General features: G+C 70.2%; 15 protein-coding genes. 8 read left to right on the plus strand and 7 right to left on the minus strand.

The genetic code is table 11. The features are described 5' to 3' along the window. Positions 1-10: 10 nt before the first annotated feature. From OG496_RS07960 to OG496_RS07975, 4 genes are all read right to left on the minus strand, one after another. Positions 11-634 carry a dihydrofolate reductase family protein gene (locus OG496_RS07960; RefSeq protein WP_366495158.1) on the minus strand — a complete coding sequence of 208 codons (624 nt, stop codon included), beginning with the start codon at positions 632-634 and terminating at the stop codon, positions 11-13. A gap of 22 nt (positions 635-656) precedes the next feature. Then, positions 657-1,109: a phospholipase gene (locus OG496_RS07965; protein ID WP_405970184.1), complete on the minus strand. Its 453-nt coding sequence runs from the start codon at positions 1,107-1,109 to the stop codon at positions 657-659. Between the two features lie 217 nt (positions 1,110-1,326). Further along, positions 1,327-2,058 (minus strand): TIGR03943 family putative permease subunit, encoded by a 732-nt coding sequence (locus OG496_RS07970; RefSeq protein ID WP_405970185.1) that lies wholly within the window; start codon positions 2,056-2,058, stop codon positions 1,327-1,329. After that, entirely contained in the window at positions 2,055-3,098 is a 1,044-nt protein-coding gene (locus tag OG496_RS07975) for a permease (RefSeq protein ID WP_405970186.1), read from the minus strand. Before OG496_RS07975 ends, OG496_RS07970 begins: the two co-directional genes overlap by 4 nt. A gap of 110 nt (positions 3,099-3,208) precedes the next feature. Between OG496_RS07975 and OG496_RS07980 the strand changes: the two genes are divergently transcribed. Next, on the plus strand, positions 3,209-4,051 hold the full coding sequence (locus OG496_RS07980; RefSeq protein WP_405970187.1) for a PhzF family phenazine biosynthesis protein: 843 nt from the start codon (positions 3,209-3,211) through the stop codon (positions 4,049-4,051). Positions 4,052-4,066: 15 nt separating this feature from the next. On the opposite strand, the gene OG496_RS07985 is transcribed toward OG496_RS07980, so the two are convergent. Further along, positions 4,067-4,774 (minus strand): FCD domain-containing protein, encoded by a 708-nt coding sequence (locus OG496_RS07985; protein WP_366495163.1) that lies wholly within the window; start codon positions 4,772-4,774, stop codon positions 4,067-4,069. A 328-nt stretch (positions 4,775-5,102) separates the two neighbouring features. On the opposite strand from OG496_RS07985, the gene OG496_RS07990 reads away from it, so the two are divergent. From OG496_RS07990 to OG496_RS08020, 7 genes are all read left to right on the plus strand, one after another. Next, complete coding sequence (locus tag OG496_RS07990; protein WP_405970188.1) at positions 5,103-5,999, plus strand: proline iminopeptidase-family hydrolase; 897 nt, start codon at positions 5,103-5,105, stop codon at positions 5,997-5,999. Between the two features lie 61 nt (positions 6,000-6,060). Beyond that, positions 6,061-7,788 carry an ABC transporter substrate-binding protein gene (locus OG496_RS07995; RefSeq protein WP_405970189.1) on the plus strand — a complete coding sequence of 576 codons (1,728 nt, stop codon included), beginning with the start codon at positions 6,061-6,063 and terminating at the stop codon, positions 7,786-7,788. Beyond that, complete coding sequence (locus tag OG496_RS08000) at positions 7,785-8,813, plus strand: ABC transporter permease (RefSeq protein WP_405970190.1); 1,029 nt, start codon at positions 7,785-7,787, stop codon at positions 8,811-8,813. The genes OG496_RS07995 and OG496_RS08000 overlap by 4 nt, the downstream gene beginning before the upstream one ends. Before the next feature lie 5 nt (positions 8,814-8,818). Beyond that, positions 8,819-9,787 carry an ABC transporter permease gene (locus OG496_RS08005; RefSeq protein ID WP_405976582.1) on the plus strand — a complete coding sequence of 323 codons (969 nt, stop codon included), beginning with the start codon at positions 8,819-8,821 and terminating at the stop codon, positions 9,785-9,787. Further along, positions 9,780-10,853, plus strand: a complete 1,074-nt coding sequence (locus OG496_RS08010; protein WP_405970191.1) for an ABC transporter ATP-binding protein — start codon at positions 9,780-9,782, stop codon at positions 10,851-10,853. Before OG496_RS08005 ends, OG496_RS08010 begins: the two co-directional genes overlap by 8 nt. After that, complete coding sequence (locus OG496_RS08015; RefSeq protein WP_405970192.1) at positions 10,850-11,857, plus strand: ABC transporter ATP-binding protein; 1,008 nt, start codon at positions 10,850-10,852, stop codon at positions 11,855-11,857. The genes OG496_RS08010 and OG496_RS08015 overlap by 4 nt, the downstream gene beginning before the upstream one ends. 34 nt (positions 11,858-11,891) lie before the next feature. Further along, positions 11,892-12,359, plus strand: coding sequence for a DUF5990 family protein (locus tag OG496_RS08020; protein ID WP_405970193.1), 468 nt, complete (start codon positions 11,892-11,894; stop codon positions 12,357-12,359). 6 nt (positions 12,360-12,365) lie between these two features. On the opposite strand, the gene OG496_RS08025 is transcribed toward OG496_RS08020, so the two are convergent. Together OG496_RS08025 and OG496_RS08030 are read right to left on the minus strand one after the other, a co-directional pair. Beyond that, complete coding sequence (locus tag OG496_RS08025) at positions 12,366-14,099, minus strand: LCP family protein (protein ID WP_405970194.1); 1,734 nt, start codon at positions 14,097-14,099, stop codon at positions 12,366-12,368. A 187-nt stretch (positions 14,100-14,286) separates the two neighbouring features. Then, complete coding sequence (locus tag OG496_RS08030; RefSeq protein ID WP_405970195.1) at positions 14,287-16,038, minus strand: hypothetical protein; 1,752 nt, start codon at positions 16,036-16,038, stop codon at positions 14,287-14,289. Positions 16,039-16,656 lie beyond the last annotated feature (618 nt).

The raw sequence follows: 16,656 nt of genomic DNA on the forward strand, positions 1-16,656 counted from the left end.
CGACACCCGGTCAGTGCTTGGTCAGGACCTCGAAGCGCAGGTGGGTGATGTCCGGCGACTCGCGCGTCCAGAGCCGGCGGAGTTCGACGGGCCCGCCGAGGCGGTCGAAGAGCCGCTTGCCCGCGCCCAGCAGCACCGGAACGAGCATGATGTGCACCTCGTCCAACAGACCGGCGTTCAGGGCGTGTTGGGCAACGCTCGCACCATGGACCCCGACGTCCCCGTCGCCGGCGGTCTCCTTGGCGCGGGCCACCGCGGACTCGATGCCGTCGGTGACGAAGGTGAACACGTCGGGGGCGACGACGTCCGCCGGGTCGGGGGCGCGGTGGGTGAGTACGACACAGGGAACCTTCCCCACCGGCCCTCCGTCGCCCCAGCCGCCCTCGCCTTCGCACACGTCGTAGGAGTGCCGGCCCATGAGGACGGCGCCGACGCCGTCGGCCATCTCGGCGAGGACCTGGGCGTCGGCGTCGTCCATTTCCTGGACCCATCGGTGCAGGCGTTCGCCGCCGACGCCGAGGGGGTTGGCGCGGGTGTCGTCCGGGGCGGTGATGAAGCCGTCGAGAGACATGGACATTCCTGAGATCACTTTGCCAGTCATGTCAGGTAGACCGTCCGCGCCGCCCGAACTCATCGCCTGAGCTGTTCGCGGTCCGTCAGCCGAAGACCTTGACGGCCTGGTAGTACGTCCACGCCGTGCTGTTGCAGGTGGTCGCGGTGGCGCCGCTGTAGCCGGCGCAGACGCGCTTGAGGTCCTCGTAGAAGGCGCTGTCGAGCCGCGACTTGTTGGCGTCGAAGGCGCCGGCGGCCTTGTAGTTGCGGTAGCCGAAGTCGTGGCGGGCGCAGGAGGTGGCGAAGGGGAAGCCGAAGGGGTTGTCGGGCGAGTCGGAGCAGTAGTCGGTGGACCAGTCGAACTCGTAGGCGGACCAGGCGGTCTGGTTGGCGCGGGCCGCGGCCCAGAGGCTGTAGCTCGACGCGCTGGTCTGGGTCCAGCTCGAAAGGACCTGGGGCTTGTCGGCGGGGGCGGCGGTGGCGGCTGTCGCGGTGGCGACGACGGCTGCCAGAGCCAGGGTCGAGGCGGCGAGACCGGTGGCGAGTCTGCGGTGCATCCAACACCTCCATGAGACCGCGATCCGCCCGTCGGATCGCAGGTTCATGACAAGATGATTTACGCGTTGACCCCCTCTTCACACCGCATGTGCCCCAATGACCCGTTAACTCTCGGACATGCCAGGCGATCGGGATATGAACCCGGCGGGACGAACCGGCAGAGGGGATGCGTAACACCCCTGCTGCCGGCCGGAGTTCGTGCCTGCGGGAAGGGGTTCAGGACGGGGTCAGGGGCAGGTCGTCCGTGAAGGCGTTCACCGGTTGGGCGATGGGCCGGGTGGCGTGGACGTCGAGGGCCGCCGCCGCGGTTCGCGTGCCGAGCGTGCCCTGCGTGTGCCAGGTCCCGGTGACGGCCAGCCAGGTGTTCGCGGACGGGGCCGGGGTGCCGTACATGTGCACCTTGACGGTCTGGGCGTCCGCCGCGCAGCAGGTGAAGATGATCCGGGTCAGGTCCCAGCCGCCGCCCCGGACCGGCGTCGCGAACCCGGTCATCTCGACGCTGCGTCCCTTGATGGCCAGCTCCTTGTCCTGCTGGACCCGGGTGGTGAAGTCCGTGAGGGTCATCGGCAGGGGTGAGGTCGCGGGCAGTGCGGCGAACCCCTTCTGCTTCTTGACGGCCTCACTGCCCGCGTGGGACGCGGTGTAGGCGCCGAGGGCGGGTGGGGCGTAGAAGAGGAGGCTGAGCGCGGGGAGGAAGAGCAGCCAGGCGATGCGGGGGGCGGTGGAGTGGCCGTGTTCGTGGTCGTGGTCGTGCTCCTCCGCGTCGCCGGATCCGCGGTCCAACATCGCGTGCGCCAGGCCCAGGAGCAGCAGGAGTGCGCCGGAGATGATCAGGAGCGGGCGCAGGCCCTCCTTGACGTAGCGCAGGTAGAGGTCGGTGAAGAGGGCGGTGTGCAGGAGGCCCAGGCCGGTCAGGATCAGGAGCGTTACTTGTGCGGCGCGCTTCACAGCAGGGCGCCTCCGATCAGGACGCTGGCGGCCACGGCCACGACGGTGGTCGCGGTGGAGAAACGCACCGCGAACGCCCGGCCGAAGGTGCCGGCCTGAAGGGCGATCAGCTTGAGGTCGACCATCGGGCCTACGACCATGAAGGCAAGGCGTGCGGTGGGCGAGAAGCCGGTGAGCGAGGCGGCGACGAAGGCGTCGGCCTCGGAGCAGACCGCGAGGACGACGGCGAGCCCGGCCAGGAACAGCACGGACAGCCAGGGCGAGCCCGAGAAGGTGTCGAGGACCGAGCGCGGGACGGTCACGTTGAAGGTGGCCGCGGCCATGGCGCCCAGCACGAGGAAGCCCCCTGCGTGCAGGAAGTCGTGCTGGAAGCCGAGCCGGAACTCCCTGAAGCGGCTGTGCCCCGACTGGTGTCCGGTGTGCCGTACGACGGGCCGCAGCCACTCCTCACGACCGAGCCAGAGCCACAGCCAGCCCATGACGGCGGCGGTGGCGAGCGAGGCGAGGAGCCGGGCCAGCACCATGGCGGGGCTGCCAGGGAAGGCGACGGCGGTGGCGGTCAGCACGATCGGGTTGATCGCGGGCGCCGAGAGCAGGAACGCGAACGCGGCGGCCGGGGTGACGCCCCGGCGGATCAGGCTGTTGGCGACCGGCACGGACGCGCATTCGCAGCCCGGCAGGACCACGCCCGCGATGCCCGCGACGGGTACGGCGAGCGCGGCCCGCTTGGGCAGCACCTTGGTGAACAGGTCCGCCGGGACAAAGGCGTTGATGGCCCCGGACAGGGCGGTGCCCAGGAGGAGAAAGGGCAGCGCCTGCACGGTGATGGCCAGGCAGACGGTCCGCCAGGCCGCCACGGCGGGGTCGTTCAGCCAGGGTGTGCCCGACAGCACGAGGACGGCCACCGCGAGGCCGAGCGCGATGACGAGCGCGGTGGTCGGCGGGGGCCTGCGGAGGACGCGGCGCCGTCGCTCGGGTGGGCGGACGGCGGCCGGGAACACCGTCTCCGTCACATCAAGCAGCTCATCCGTTTTTGGCATTTTTGCTCCGAATGTCTGATGTTGTGACAGAACATAGCGAGGAGTACGGCCGCTGCAGCGCCCACACGCCGTCCGGACCGCAGGTCGGGGCTCGGGAGTACGGTTCTCGTGTGATCAGCCGACTGCCCGTCACGATCGTCCGCGCGTGCCTGCGGGAGGGGCGGGGCGGGAGTCCGACGGCGGTGCTGGACGAGACGCCGTTGAACGATGACGAGCGGCGCCGGGTACCGGTTCTCGCCGGGACGTCGCACGCGGTCTTCGTCGCGGTGCGCGGGTCGGACGTGTCCCTTCGCTTCTTCACCGCCGAAGGCGAACTGCCCGCCTGCGGGCACGGGACGGTCGCCGCTCTGGCCTTCCTCGCGGAGCGTGCCGGAGGCACGGAGTACCGGGGCACGCTGCGGGCGGCTGGGCGCAGCTTCGCCGGGTGGGCCGTACGGGAGGGGGTGCGGGTCCGTGCCGCCTTCGAGCCCGGTCCCGTCGAGCTGCGTGAGCCGACCGCGGCCGAGTGCGGGCTCGTCCTGCCGGCGCTGGGCGTCACCCGGGACACGCTCGTTCCCGGCGTCCGCGTGGCCTCGGTCGGTCGGGCGCGGCTGCTGGTGCCCGTGGCCTCGCGGTCCGTGCTCGCCGCGCTCGCCCCGGACTTCGGCCAACTCCGGTCGGCCTGCGACCGGTTCGGGCTCCTCGGCTGTTACGTCCACTCGGTGCCGACGCGCTCGGGCCGGATCGCGGCGCGCATGTTCGCGCAGTCGATCGGTGTTCCGGAGGACATCGCGAACGCCAACAGCACCGCCTGTCTCGCCGCCGACCTGGCGGGCCGGGGCGTCACCGGGATCGCCGTCGACATGGGCGACTCCCTCGGCAGCCCCGCCACGGTCACCGCGACCGCACGGCCCGGGTCGGCCGTACAGGTGGGCGGTTCCGCCGAGGTCGTGGACGTGGTCCGGCTGTCGTAGCCGACCGGCGTCGGTCTAGCTCGCCCGGACCCTCGCCAGCACCTCGCGGATCAGGTCCGCGCTGATCGTGAAGTGGCCCCGGGCGATCTCCTCGGCGCGCTCGGGCTCCCCCGCGGCGATGGCCTCGTACAGGGCCTTGTGGTCCTCGCCGCCCTGGTGGAAGTGGGTCTGTTCGCCCTTGCCCCAGGGTTCGACCGGAAAGCCGAGGCTGATCCGGGCCAGCAGGTCCTGGCTGAGCATGACGATCTGCGGGTTGCCCGTGGCGGCGCGGACGGCCTGGTGGAAGGCGCTGTCCGCGGTGTGCGCGTCGCGCTGGGTGCTCGCGGAGAGATAGGCGGACAGGGCGTCCCGCATGGGTTCGAGGTCCTTGGCGCCACGACGTCGGGCCGCCGTGGCGGCGACCATGCCCTCGACCAGGCCCCGCAGGTCGAAGAGCTGCTCGAACTCCTCCCAGCGGGGCAGCAGCGTGTGCCGGACCGCGGCGGCCGTCGACTCGGTCCAGCTGTCGCGGACGTAGGTGCCGCCGTTGCGGCCGCGGCGGATCTCGACGACGCCGACGGCCTGGAGGCGGGCGACCGCCTCGCGCACGGTGGGGCGGCTGACCCGCAGCAGGCCGGTGAGTTCGCGCTCGGCCGGCAGCCGTTCGCCGGGCAGGAAGTCGCCGACGGCGATCGCGGTGAGCAGCCGGTCGGACACCTCGTCGACCGCCGAGGCCACCCGCACCGGGCGCAGAGGGGAGGTCGGGGAGCCGCCGAGGAGGACGCGGTCGAGGACGCGCGAGAACTCGTCCCCCGCTTCGGATGCCTCAGGTACGGATGTCAGCTGTCCTCCCCCTTCGGTGCCGCTTCTGTAAACGGGGGCGGGCCACGTGAACTCGCCGTTACGTCTTGCCCAGCCCCCACTAAAAGGTCTTGTGCGCTGACCTTTTACCCAATCACTATCGCAGCCATCCGTCACATCTTTTTCGTATCGGCCGTTCGTCGCAGCTCTTCGTCCCGTCCGACGACGGCCGCCATCCCGCCTGTTCAACGGCCTGCCTGGAGGCATCCGCGTGGCGATCCCCGAACCGAACCACACCGGCACCGTCGACTTCAACGGCCGGTCCACCTGGTACCGGATCACGGGCGAACCCGGCAGGACACCGCTGGTCGTCCTGCACGGCGGACCCGGCGCCGGTCACAACTACACCCTCAGCATCGCGGGCATCGCCGAACAGGGACGCCAGGTGGTGCACTACGACCAGCTCGGCACCGGGCTGTCCACCCATCTGCCCTACGAGGGCGCCGACTTCTGGACCGTCCAGCTCTTCCTCGACGAACTCGACAACCTGCTCAAGGAGTTGGGCATCGCCGATGCCTATCACCTCCTCGGTCAGTCCTGGGGCGGCATGCTCGCCGCCGAGCACGCCGTACGCCGGCCGGCCGGGCTGCGCGGGCTGGTCATCGCCAACTCCCCCGCGTCCATGGAGCTGTGGCTCGCGGCGGCGGCCGAACTGCGCGGCCAGCTACCGCCCGAGGTGCAGCGCACCCTGCTCGCCCACGAGGCGGCCGGGACCACCGACCACCCCGACTACCTCGCCGCCGAGCAGGTCTTCAACGAGCGCCATGTGTGCCGGCTGGACCCCAACCCGCCCGAGGTGCAGGCGACTTGGGAGAACATCGCGGCCGATCCGACCGTGTACCACACGATGAACGGGCCGAACGAGTTCCATGTCGTCGGCACCATGAAGGACTGGTCCGTGATCGACCGGCTGCATCTGGTCGAGGCACCGACCCTGCTGGTGTCCGGCCGGTACGACGAGGCGACTCCCGAGACCCTGCGCCCCTTCGCCGACCACATCCCCGACGTGCGCTGGCACATGTTCGAGCACTCCAGCCACATGCCGCACGTCGAGGAGGAAGAGCTCTACCTCCGGGTCGTGGGCACCTTCCTCGACTCCACCGACTGAACCTTCGGACCGTTCCCCGGCCGCCGCCCCAACAGCCCTTCCCCCGACGGGAGTTCCCTGGATGTCCCGCACCACGAGACGGAGCGCGTTCGCCGCCGCCACCGTCGCCCTCGCCCTGACCATCGCCGCCTGTTCGTCCTCCGACAGCGGTTCCTCCGACCCGACCGCGTCCACGTCCTCGTCGGCGTCCGGATCCTCCGCGTTCCAGCCGCAGCACAAGGGCGGCACCCTTAAGCTCGTCGCCCACGCGGCCGCGGGCAGCCTCGATCCGCAGGTCAACTACACGCTCCAGTACTGGCAGTTGTACCAGTCCATGTACGACGGGCTGCTCTCGTTCAAGAAGGTCGGCGGCCAGGAGTCGTTCACAGTCGTCCCGGACCTGGCCGCGGCCATGCCGAAAGTCACCAACGGCGGGAAGACGTACACGTTCACGCTCCGCAAGGGCATCACCTTCTCCAACGGCAAGGCGCTGACCACCGATGACGTGGTGGCGTCCTTCCAGCGCATCTTCAAGGTCTCCAGCCCCACCGCGGGCACCTTCTACAACGGCATCGTCGGCGCCACCGCATGCCTCAAGACCCCCACGTCCTGCACCCTCAAGGGCGGTGTGACCGGCGACGCGACCGCGAACACGGTCACCGTCAACCTGACGGCGCCGGACTCGGAGTTCCCGTACAAGCTCGCCGTCCCGCACGCCAGCATCCTGCCGAAGGACTCGCCGGCGAAAGACGCGGGCACAAAGCCGCTGCCGACGACCGGCCCGTACATGGCGGCCTCCTACGACCCGAACCGTGCGCTGAAGCTGGTGCGCAACCCGCACTTCAAGGAGTGGTCGCGGGAGGCCGAGCCGCAGGGCTACCCGGACCAGATCGACTACACCTTCGGGCAGACCGTCGAGTCCGAGGTCACCGCCGTCGAGAACGGCCAGGCGGACTGGATGTTCGACCCGCCGCCCGCCGACCGCCTCAACGAGATCGGCACCAAGTACACGTCCCAGGCCCATGTGAACCCGCTGACCGCGTTCTGGTACGCGACGCTGAACGTCAACTCGGCCCCGTTCAACAACAAGTTGGCGCGCCAGGCCATCAACTACGCCGTCGACCGGTCCGCCGTGGTCAGGCTCTACGGCGGCACCAACCTCGCCTCCCCCGCGTGCACGATCCTGCCGCCGGACTTCCCCGGGCACGTCGACTCGTGCGGCTACACCAAGGGCGGCGGCACGACCTGGACGGCCGCGGACCTGGCGAAGGCCAAGGCGCTGGTGAAGAAGTCCGGTACGGCGGGGCAGGCGGTCGGCATCGTCGTGCAGGACGACGACGTCAACAAGTCCATCGGGCAGTACCTGCAGAGCCTGCTCACCCAGCTCGGCTACAAGGCGACGCTCAAGCCGCTGTCGGCGAACATCCAGTTCACCTACATCCAGAACACCAAGAACAAGGTGCAGTTGGCCCTGACGTCCTGGTACCAGGACTATCCGGCGGCCTCGGACTTCCTCAACGTGCTGCTGTCCTGCGCCGCGTTCCACCCCGGCAGCGACTCCAGCATCAACATCTCGGGCTTCTGCGACAAGGGCATCGACGCGAAGATGCAGACCGCGCTGAAGACCGCCCAGACCGACCCGACGGCGGCCAACAAGCAGTGGGGCGCGATCGATCAGTCGATCATGCAGCAGTCGCCGGTCGTCCCGCTGATCAACCCGAAGATCATCGACTTCACGTCGAAGCGGCTGGGCAACTACCAGTTCAGCAAGCAGTTCTACATGCTCGTCGGCCAGTTGTGGGTCAAGTGAGCACCGCATCACCCGAGTTGGCCACCGTCGAGGCCCGGCGCTCGCCGGGCCCCTGGCGGACGGCCGGCGCCGACCTGCTCCACAACAGGTCGGCGCTGGCCGCGGCCGTCGTCCTCTTCCTCGTCGCGCTGGCGACCCTGTGCGCACCGCTGTACGCGCACCACATCGCCCACACCGACCCCTTCCAGTCCCATGTCTCCGGCACCACCGTCGTCGACGGGAAGACCGTGCCGGTACTCACCCCGAGCAGCACCGGCCTCGGCCTCGGCGTCACCCCGATCGGCCCGACCTGGGACCCCGCCCACTACTTCCTCGGCGCCGACAACCAGGGCCGCGACGTCATGGCCCGGCTGCTCTACGGCGGCCGGACGAGCCTGTTCATCGGGTTCACCGCCGCCCTGCTCACCTGCGCCCTCGGTACGGTCGTCGGTGTCGTCGCCGGGTACGTGGGCGGTGTCGTGGACGCCGTCATCTCCCGTGTCCTGGACGTCATTTGGGCGTTCCCGGTGTACCTGCTCGCGATCTGCCTCTCCGTCGTACTACTCACCGACGGACTTCACCTCGGACCGCTCACCGTCGAGGCGGGAAGTCTCTGGCTGCCCGTCGCGATCATCGCGGCGATCTATGTGCCGTACATCGCGAGGCCGTTGCGCGGTCAGGTGCTGGTGCTGCGCAACAAGGAGTACATCCAGGCGGCCATCGGCTCCGGGGCCCCGACCGTGCGCATCCTGCGCCGCGAGGTGCTGCCGAACGTCCTGCCCACGGCGATCGTGTTCGTCCCGCTGATGACCGCGCTCGCCATGCTCACCGAGTCCGCGCTGTCCTTCCTGTCCGTCGGGGTCCAGCCGCCGGACGCCAGTTGGGGCACGATCATCGAGGACGGCCTCGGGCTGCTCTACACCCGGCCCGCCGTGACGATCGCGCCCGGCCTGCTGATCGCGCTGACCACGGCGGCGCTCAACGTCCTCGGCGACGGCGTGCGCGACGCGCTCGACCCGGGCGCCCGGCTGCGCGGAGGGGTGTGACTCTGATGCTCCGGTTCATCGTGAAGCGCTTCGCGTCCGCCCTGCTGGTGATGTTCGCGATCAGCGTGCTGGTCTTCCTGATCTTCTTCGCCACACCGGGAGTCGATCCCGCAGCGCGCATCGCCGGGCGCAACGCCGACCCGGCCACGCTCGCCCAGGTCCGGCACTCCTTCGGCCTCGACCGCCCGATGCCGATCCGCTACTTGCTGATGATGCGGCACCTGCTCATCGACCGTGACCTGGAGTCGTTCGTCAACCGCGGCTCCCGCGTGATCCCACAGATCGTGCAGGCCACCCCGGTGACCCTGTCGCTCGTCATCGGCGCCGCGCTGATCTGGATGACGGCCGGCATCATCATGGGCACGGCTGCCGCCGCCCTGCGCGGCAAGGCGGCCGACCCGCTGATCATGCTCGTCGGCGTGGTCGGGGTCTCGCTGCCGGCCTACTGGCTCGGCGAGGTCGTCAACCTCATCACCCAGAAGCAGCTGCACAGTTCGGTCTTCTCTTGGGTCCCACCACCGGGATACGTGGACCTGAGCCACTCCCCCGGCCAGTGGGCCCTGCACCTCCTCTTCCCCTGGCTGACCCTCGCGCTGCTGTACGCCGGGATCTACGCCCGGCTGCTGCGCGGCGAGGTCGTCACCGCCCTGAACGAGGACTACGTCCGCACCGCGCGCGCCAAGGGCCTCTCCGAGCGGCGCATCCTGGTCCGGCACGCCCTGCGCTGCTCCCTGATCCCGATCGTGTCGCTGTTCGGCCTGGACTTCGGCGCGTTGGTGGGCGGCGCCGCGCTGCTCACCGAGGTGGTCTTCGGCCTCCCCGGCATCGGCAAGCTGACCTTCGACGCCCTGCAGAACCTGGACCTGCCCGTGATCATGGGGACCGTCCTGTACGCGGCGTTCTTCGTGGTCCTCGCCAACGCGCTGGTGGACATCCTGTACGCCCGACTCGACCCGAGGGCCCGCCATGCCTGACCAACCCCTGCTGGACGTACGCGACTTGAGGGTGTCCTTCCGCACCCGGCGAGGCTCCGTCACCGTCGTCGACGGCCTGTCCTTCTCGGTGTCGCCCGGCGAGATCCTGGGCGTGGTGGGCGAGTCGGGTTCGGGCAAGAGCGTCTCGATGCTCGCCGTACTGCGCCTGCTGACCAGTCCGAACGTGACCGTCGAGGGCGAAGTCCGCTTCCGTGGCCGGGACTTGCTCACCCTCCCGGACAAGGAGATGCGGGCGGTACGCGGCCGGGAGATCGCCATGGTCTTCCAGGACCCGATGACCGCGCTCACCCCCGTGTACACCGTGGGCTGGCAGATCGCCGAGCAGATCCGGGCGCACGAGAAGGTGTCCCGCAAGGAGGCGCACACGCGTGCTGTCAGTCTCCTCTCCGACGTCGGTATCCCGGACGCGGCCTCGCGCGCGAACGCCTACCCGCACGAGTTCTCCGGCGGCATGCGCCAGCGCGCGGTCATCGCGATGGCCCTCTCCTGCGGCCCCGCGCTGCTGATCGCCGACGAACCGACCACCGCGCTGGACGTCACCGTGCAGGCTCAAATCCTGGACCTGATGCGGGAGTTGAACACACAGGGCTCGGCGGTGGTCCTCATCACGCACGACATGGGCGTCATCTCGCAGATCGCCGACCGGGTCCTCGTCATGTACGGCGGCCGGGCGGCCGAGGAGGGTCCTCGCCGGGCGGTGTTCCACGGACCGCGGCACCCGTACACGTGGGGGCTGCTCGACTCGGTGCCCCGGGTGGGCGGGCCCCGGCTGCGGCGGCTGCCCACCATCGCGGGGATGCCGGTCGCGCCCGGGAGTCTGCCGGAGGGGTGCGCGTTCGCGCCCCGGTGCCGGTTGCGGCACGAACGGTGCGAGGAGCGGCCGGAGTTGAGAACGGGCTCGGTCTTCGAGTCCGGCGCCGACCTCGGTGACAGCGCCCACCGCGACGCCTGCTGGCTGCCCGACGACGACCGCGCTTCCCTGCGCCTGACCTCCCGCGCGGCGGCGACGGACGTACCGGACATGGAACGAGAGGCGACACCGTGAGCGCGCCAACACCATCGACCGAGGTGCTGCTGCGCGCCACGGACGTCACCAAGCACTACCCCCTGCGCGCGGACGGGCTCTCCCCGCGCCGCAAAGTGCTGCGCGCCGTGGACGGTGTGTCGTTGGAGGTGCGCGCCGGTGAGACGCTCGGCATCGTCGGCGAGTCGGGCTGCGGCAAGTCCACGCTCGGCCGCTGTCTGGTCCGGCTCACCGAACTCACCGGCGGGCGGGTCGAGTTCGACGGCCAGGACATCAGCACGCTGTCCACGCGTCGACTGCGTCCCGTCCGTCCGGGCATGCAGTTGGTGTTCCAGGACCCGCAGGCCTCGCTCAACCCCCGCCGTCGCGCCGGGGACATCGTGGCGGAGCCGCTGCTCGTGCACCGGTACGGCGACGGGGCCGCCGTGCGCCGTCGGGTCGCCGAGCTGTTCGACGTCGTAGGGCTGGCGGCGGCCCATCTGGACCGGTATCCGCACGAGTTCTCGGGTGGGCAGCGGCAACGCATCGGGATCGCGCGGGCGTTGGCGACGAACCCGAAGCTGATCGTGGCGGACGAACCGGTGTCCGCGCTCGATGTGTCCATCCAGGCGCAGGTGTTGAACCTGTTCGCCGACCTGCAGGAGGAGTTCGCGCTCACCTACGTGTTCATCGCGCACGACCTCGGTGTGGTCCGGCATGTGTCGGACCGGATCGCGGTCATGTATCTCGGGGAGATCGTCGAACTCGCCGAGACCGAGGCGCTGTACAAGGAGCCCGCGCATCCGTACACGCAGGCGCTGCTGTCGGCCGTACCGGACATAGACGACGGCACGTTCACCGATGAGGTTCCCCGGGAGCGGATCGTGCTCTCCGGTGAGGTGCCCAACCCGGTGGACAAGCCGACGGGGTGCCCGTTCCGGACCCGGTGCCCGTACGCGCGTGAGCGCTGTGCCGTGGAGCGGCCCCGGCTGACGATGACCGCCTCCGGTCGTCACACCGCCTGCCACTTCCCCTTGATCGACTGAGGGTGCGGAGGGCGGACCCTGCATGATGGCTCGTATGCACCTTCGTATCGACGCCGTCGATCTGCCCGGCCGCGCCTTCCCCGCCCCCGTCGACAAGCCCGTCCAGGCGTACGACAACGTCCATGTCGCCGTGCAGCGCCGGGACCGGCCGGCTGAGCTGCTGGATCCGCAGCCGGGGGACGCCGTGTCCGCGACCTGGACGCTGGAGTGCGCGGCGGAGGTGACGCCGGACGGCATCGTGGTCACGGGCCCCTATGTGCAGCACCGGATGGGTCTGCGGTTCGTCTATCTGTCGTGGGGGACGGTCGACGCGGCCGGTGTCTTCACCATGTTCCGGCGCGCCAAGCTCATGCTCGACTCGGTACCGGACGACGTCCTGGCCGCCGCCGTGCCCGACGGTCTGCTGGTCGGCCGGCTCGGTCTGACCGACGCGAACGGCGGCCCGCTGTGTGCGCGGGTGGATCCCCCGCACATCACCTGGACCGCCGAGAGCGTCGTATAGCGCCCGTCAGGACGCCGAGTCCTTCTTGTTCGTGGCCAGCCGGTACGCCTGGGTCGGGGTCATCGGGACGCCGTTGAGGCTGACCGTCTTGTAGGTGCTGACCTTGGCGCAGGACTTCGACTGGTCGGCGGTCGAGGCCTGGGCGTTGGAGGTGGCCGCCTTGGTGTCGGCGGGGGCCGGGGACGAGCCGCCGCCGGGGTACGTCGTGCCGCTCGGCCAGTCCGTGCCGATCACCAGGGTCAGGCCGGTGCCGGTGCCCTGCTTGAGGTGCGAGGAGGCGAGGCCGATCGCGCGGGCCACCGTCTGGGCCTCGGCCTTCTGGTCGGTGCCGTAGGTGAGCGTGGTCGTGGTCGCGCTGACGCCGGCGTTGCCGGTCGTGGTGTCGGAACTGAAGCCGCCGTTTATCAGGGAGGTGGCGACCGTGGAGGCGCGCCCGCTGATGCTGGTGCCGTTCTCCACCGTCACGGCGATCTGCGCGGCGGGTACGGCCACCGCCGTGGCGGTCGCGGTGGCCGCCGAGGACTTCTTCCCGGAGGACGTGGTCAGCGACTGGTCGTTGGCGATGGTCGCGAACAGGCTCTTCGCCGCCGTCGCGGGCACGACCCGGTCGGCGTTGTCCGGGTCGGCGCCGGTCTGCATCGTGGTGAACGTCATGCGCTTCGTGGGGACCTTGTCCAGGTCCGCGGCGAGCCCGATGAGTTTCTTGACGGTGCCGAGGCCGGTGTCCACGGTGAGCGCCTTGGTGGCGGCGTCGGCCAGGTTGTAGACCGCCTGGGGGTCGGTGAGCGTGCCGGCGCTCTTGAACTTGCGGATCATCGCGCTCAGGAACAGGTGCTGGGAGACGGTACGGCCCAGGTCGCTGCCGTCGCCGAAGCCGTGCCGGGAGCGGACGAACTCCAGTGCCGCGTTGCCCTTGAGGGTGTGGGTGCCCTTGGCGAGCTTCAGGTGCGAGTAGGTGTCGTAGACGTCGGCGTCGACGCACACCGAGACACCGCCGACCGCGTCGGACATCTTGACCACGCCGGAGAAGTCCATCTGCACGAAGTGGTCGATGGTGATGCCGGTGAGCTGGTGCACGGTCTTGACCTGGCACTCCTGGCCGTACTGCAGCGCGCTGTTGATCTGGCCGTAGTAGCCGGCCGTCGACTGGCTGCTGTCCGGGTCCTTGCAGGCGGGGACCTGGGTCATGGTGTCGCGCGGGATGCTCATCACGGTGGCGTTCGAGCGGTCGGCGGAGATGTGCACCACCATCTCGACGTCCGCGTTGCCGTTCCCGGTCTGCACGCCGGTGGTCGAGCAGCCGCCGCCGAGCTTGCAGTCGGTCGCGCTGCTTCGGGCGTCGCTGCCCATCACGAGGAGGTTGATCGGCGTACGGCCGAAGGCGTCGGCCTTCTCCTTGCCGCCCGCGCCGTCGTCGATCGCGATGCTGTTGATGTTGCCGTTCAGGTGCTCGTAGAACCACCAGCCGGCACCCGCGGTCACCATGATCAGCACCGACAGGGATATCGCGCTGATCTTCAACACCCGCTTGCCGCCCGCGGTCTGCTTGACGCGGCGGCGCGAGGCGGTGCGGCCGCGTGCGCGGGATCCGCCGCGCGGGGCCTGGCGCGCCGCGGCGCGGGCAGCGGCCCGGCCGCCAGTGGGCAGCGGTTCGTCGGCCTCACCCGCACGCGGCCTGGGCACGCCTCGTGTGCGGCTGCGCGTGGCGTGTCCCACGGGGCCGTCCCCGAGGTCGGTCATCTGGCACTCCCACGTACGGTCGGGCCGTTCAGGCCGTTCGATGCTGCGGCCAGGGGCGCGCGGCCGTGTCGGGTCGGGCGAGGCGGGGGTCCGCTCTCTCTTGCGTGGTTGCGCAATATAACAATCTCAGATGAGAACCCTGTAGGGCCTTTCTCATTTACGGGATATCCTTTTACGTCAAACTCGGTCAACTGATCGGAATCCGTGCGCTGGTGATGGTCATCGGGGTACCGGTCACGGCGATGAGATAGAAGCGCGGATGCGACCCGCCCGGCGCCCGCCGGACACCGCCGGGCGGCTTCACGAGGTACGTCGCGGAGGCGTGCGGGGCGAGGGTCACGGGCCCGCCGGAGGCGGTCCACCAGTCGGAGGCGCCCTGTCCGAGGCGGCTGGCGAAGTGGGGGGTGAGCCGGGTCCCGGTGATGTTGACGACCCGGACCGCGAGACCGGTGATGTCCAGGTGGCCGGCCCGCTCCGCGAAGCTCGGTGTGACGTTCATCCGCAGTGGCGGCGCGCTGGCCGCCGCGACCGTCGCGCACACCACGGCGGGCGTGACGAGCGCCACCGCGAGGACGGCCTTGGCCCGGTGGCCGGTGATGTGCGGGATGCGGGGCTGCCAGGCCGAGGCGAACGCGGAGGCCGGGACGGTGGCGGCCGCCGCGAGCCACAGCGGGGTCATCATCAGGAAGTAACCGTCCTGGGACCGGGTGGCGAGGTAGAAGCTCAGCCAGGGCAGCACGGTGACCGCCGGGCCGAGCCGCCGTACGAAGAGCAGGGTGGCGGCGAGCAGACCGAACAGGAGCAGCTGGCTGCCGTAGGAGTAGTAGTCGAGGTGCCTGCTGCCCGCGGTGAAGTAGTACGAGATCCCCATGAGGCCCTGGCCGTGCAGGATCGCCTTCTGGGTGAGCGGGAGCAGCAGGCCGTGCAGCCAGGTGTGGAAGTCCTGGGTGGCGAAGTAGGCGTTGATCGCGGCCCAGGTGAGGGCGGCGGTGCCCGTGTAGCGGGCGATCACGCCGAGGGCGAGCCGGGGGCCCAGGTCGCCGCGCCGGACCGCGTAGAGGCCGATGAGGAGGAACGGCGTGAGGAACCAGGCGAGTTGCTGGGTGGCGCAGGCCGCGCCGAGGCAGAGGGCCTGCGCGACTCCGGGCAGTCCGAGCCGGCCGCCTGCTCCGGTGTCGGGCCAGCGGACCACCACCGGGATGAGGAGGACCAGGGCGAGGACGGCGGGGTACCCGGAGTAGGCGTAGCCGGGCAGGAAGCCGAAGCCGAGGCACACGGCGGTGGCGCCGGAGCGCCAGGGGGCCGGGAGCAGCCACCACAGCAGGACGGCGCCCGCGAGCAGCGCGCCGGTGGTGACCAAGGTGGCGGCGGCCGTCGAGTGGACCACGGCGTGGACGGGGGCGGCGAGCAGCGCGGTCAGGGGTGGATAGCCGTAGGTGTAGTCGGCGCCGCCCGCCATGGTCTTCGTGATGCCGACCGACGAACGGTCGAACAGCCACGGCCAGGGCTGACCGTAGATGGGGTGTCCGTGCAGGATCTCGTGGGCGGCCTGCGCGGTGAGGACGCCCTCGTCGGTGCCGGCGTGGTTGAGCCAGTACCCGCACAGCACCAGCAGGACTGCGAGCAGCAGGACGCCCGCGTCCACCCGGGTCAGGGCGCGCCGGGTGCGCGTGGTGAGGGCGAGGACGCCCGCGACGAGGATCCCGGCGTAGCAGACGGAGATGATCCCGGCGACGTCCGGACGGGACGTCATCGCCCTCGTCCAGGCGTCACGGGTGCCGATGAACAGGCTGATCGCGGCGATCAGCGTCATCCCCCGGTGCAGCTGCGGCGCCGCGGGATCGGTCGTGACCGGCCGGGTCCGCAGCGGCCCCGCCACGGCGGGCGCGTCGCGCCGCCTCAGCCGCAGACCACCGCCGGCACGGGGACCGTCATCCATGGCGTCCTTCTCCTCGCTCCGTCCCCGTCGGTCGGCAGTTCACTCCGGGGCAACCTCCACTACACGTCGTAGAGGTGAAAGGAGCCGACGAGGTTCACCGGCTGAAGGAAAGAGCTGGGGAAGAAAGTGCTGACATACGGGGCGGCCGACGCGTCGGCCGCCGTGAAGTGGAAGGCGTTCTCCAAGAGCCGGGCCCGCTAGCCTCGTTGCTCGCGCGCGGGTGATGCGGTGGCCGACGGCATCGCCGCACCGGACGGGCGCAGCGGCCTCGGCGAGCAGCGCACCCCCGTGATCGGCCCGTCGGACAGGGGCGTGAATCCGGCCACCGCGGGCGCACCGTAACTCCCCGACCTCTTCACACGGTTGGGGGCGGAGACGCGCCAACTCCCCTGCGCGCACGCCGTCTTGCCGGGCGAACTTTACGGCTCCCGCAGACGACAGTCGTGCCAACTCTGGATTTCCGGTGCGTTGCGGGATGCGGCAAATAGGGCCCTATGCCGCGTAACCAGGGCCCGTTCTCTTCATAGGAACCACCAGAGAACCGTTTCAGCAGGCCAGGTTGGGCGTCAGACGTGACGTGATTACACCGCATTAAGGATGGTGGCGTAGGGTGGCTGA

It is taken from the genome of Streptomyces sp. NBC_00988, assembly GCF_045162645.1.
Taxonomy (GTDB): Bacteria; Actinomycetota; Actinomycetes; order Streptomycetales; family Streptomycetaceae; genus Streptomyces.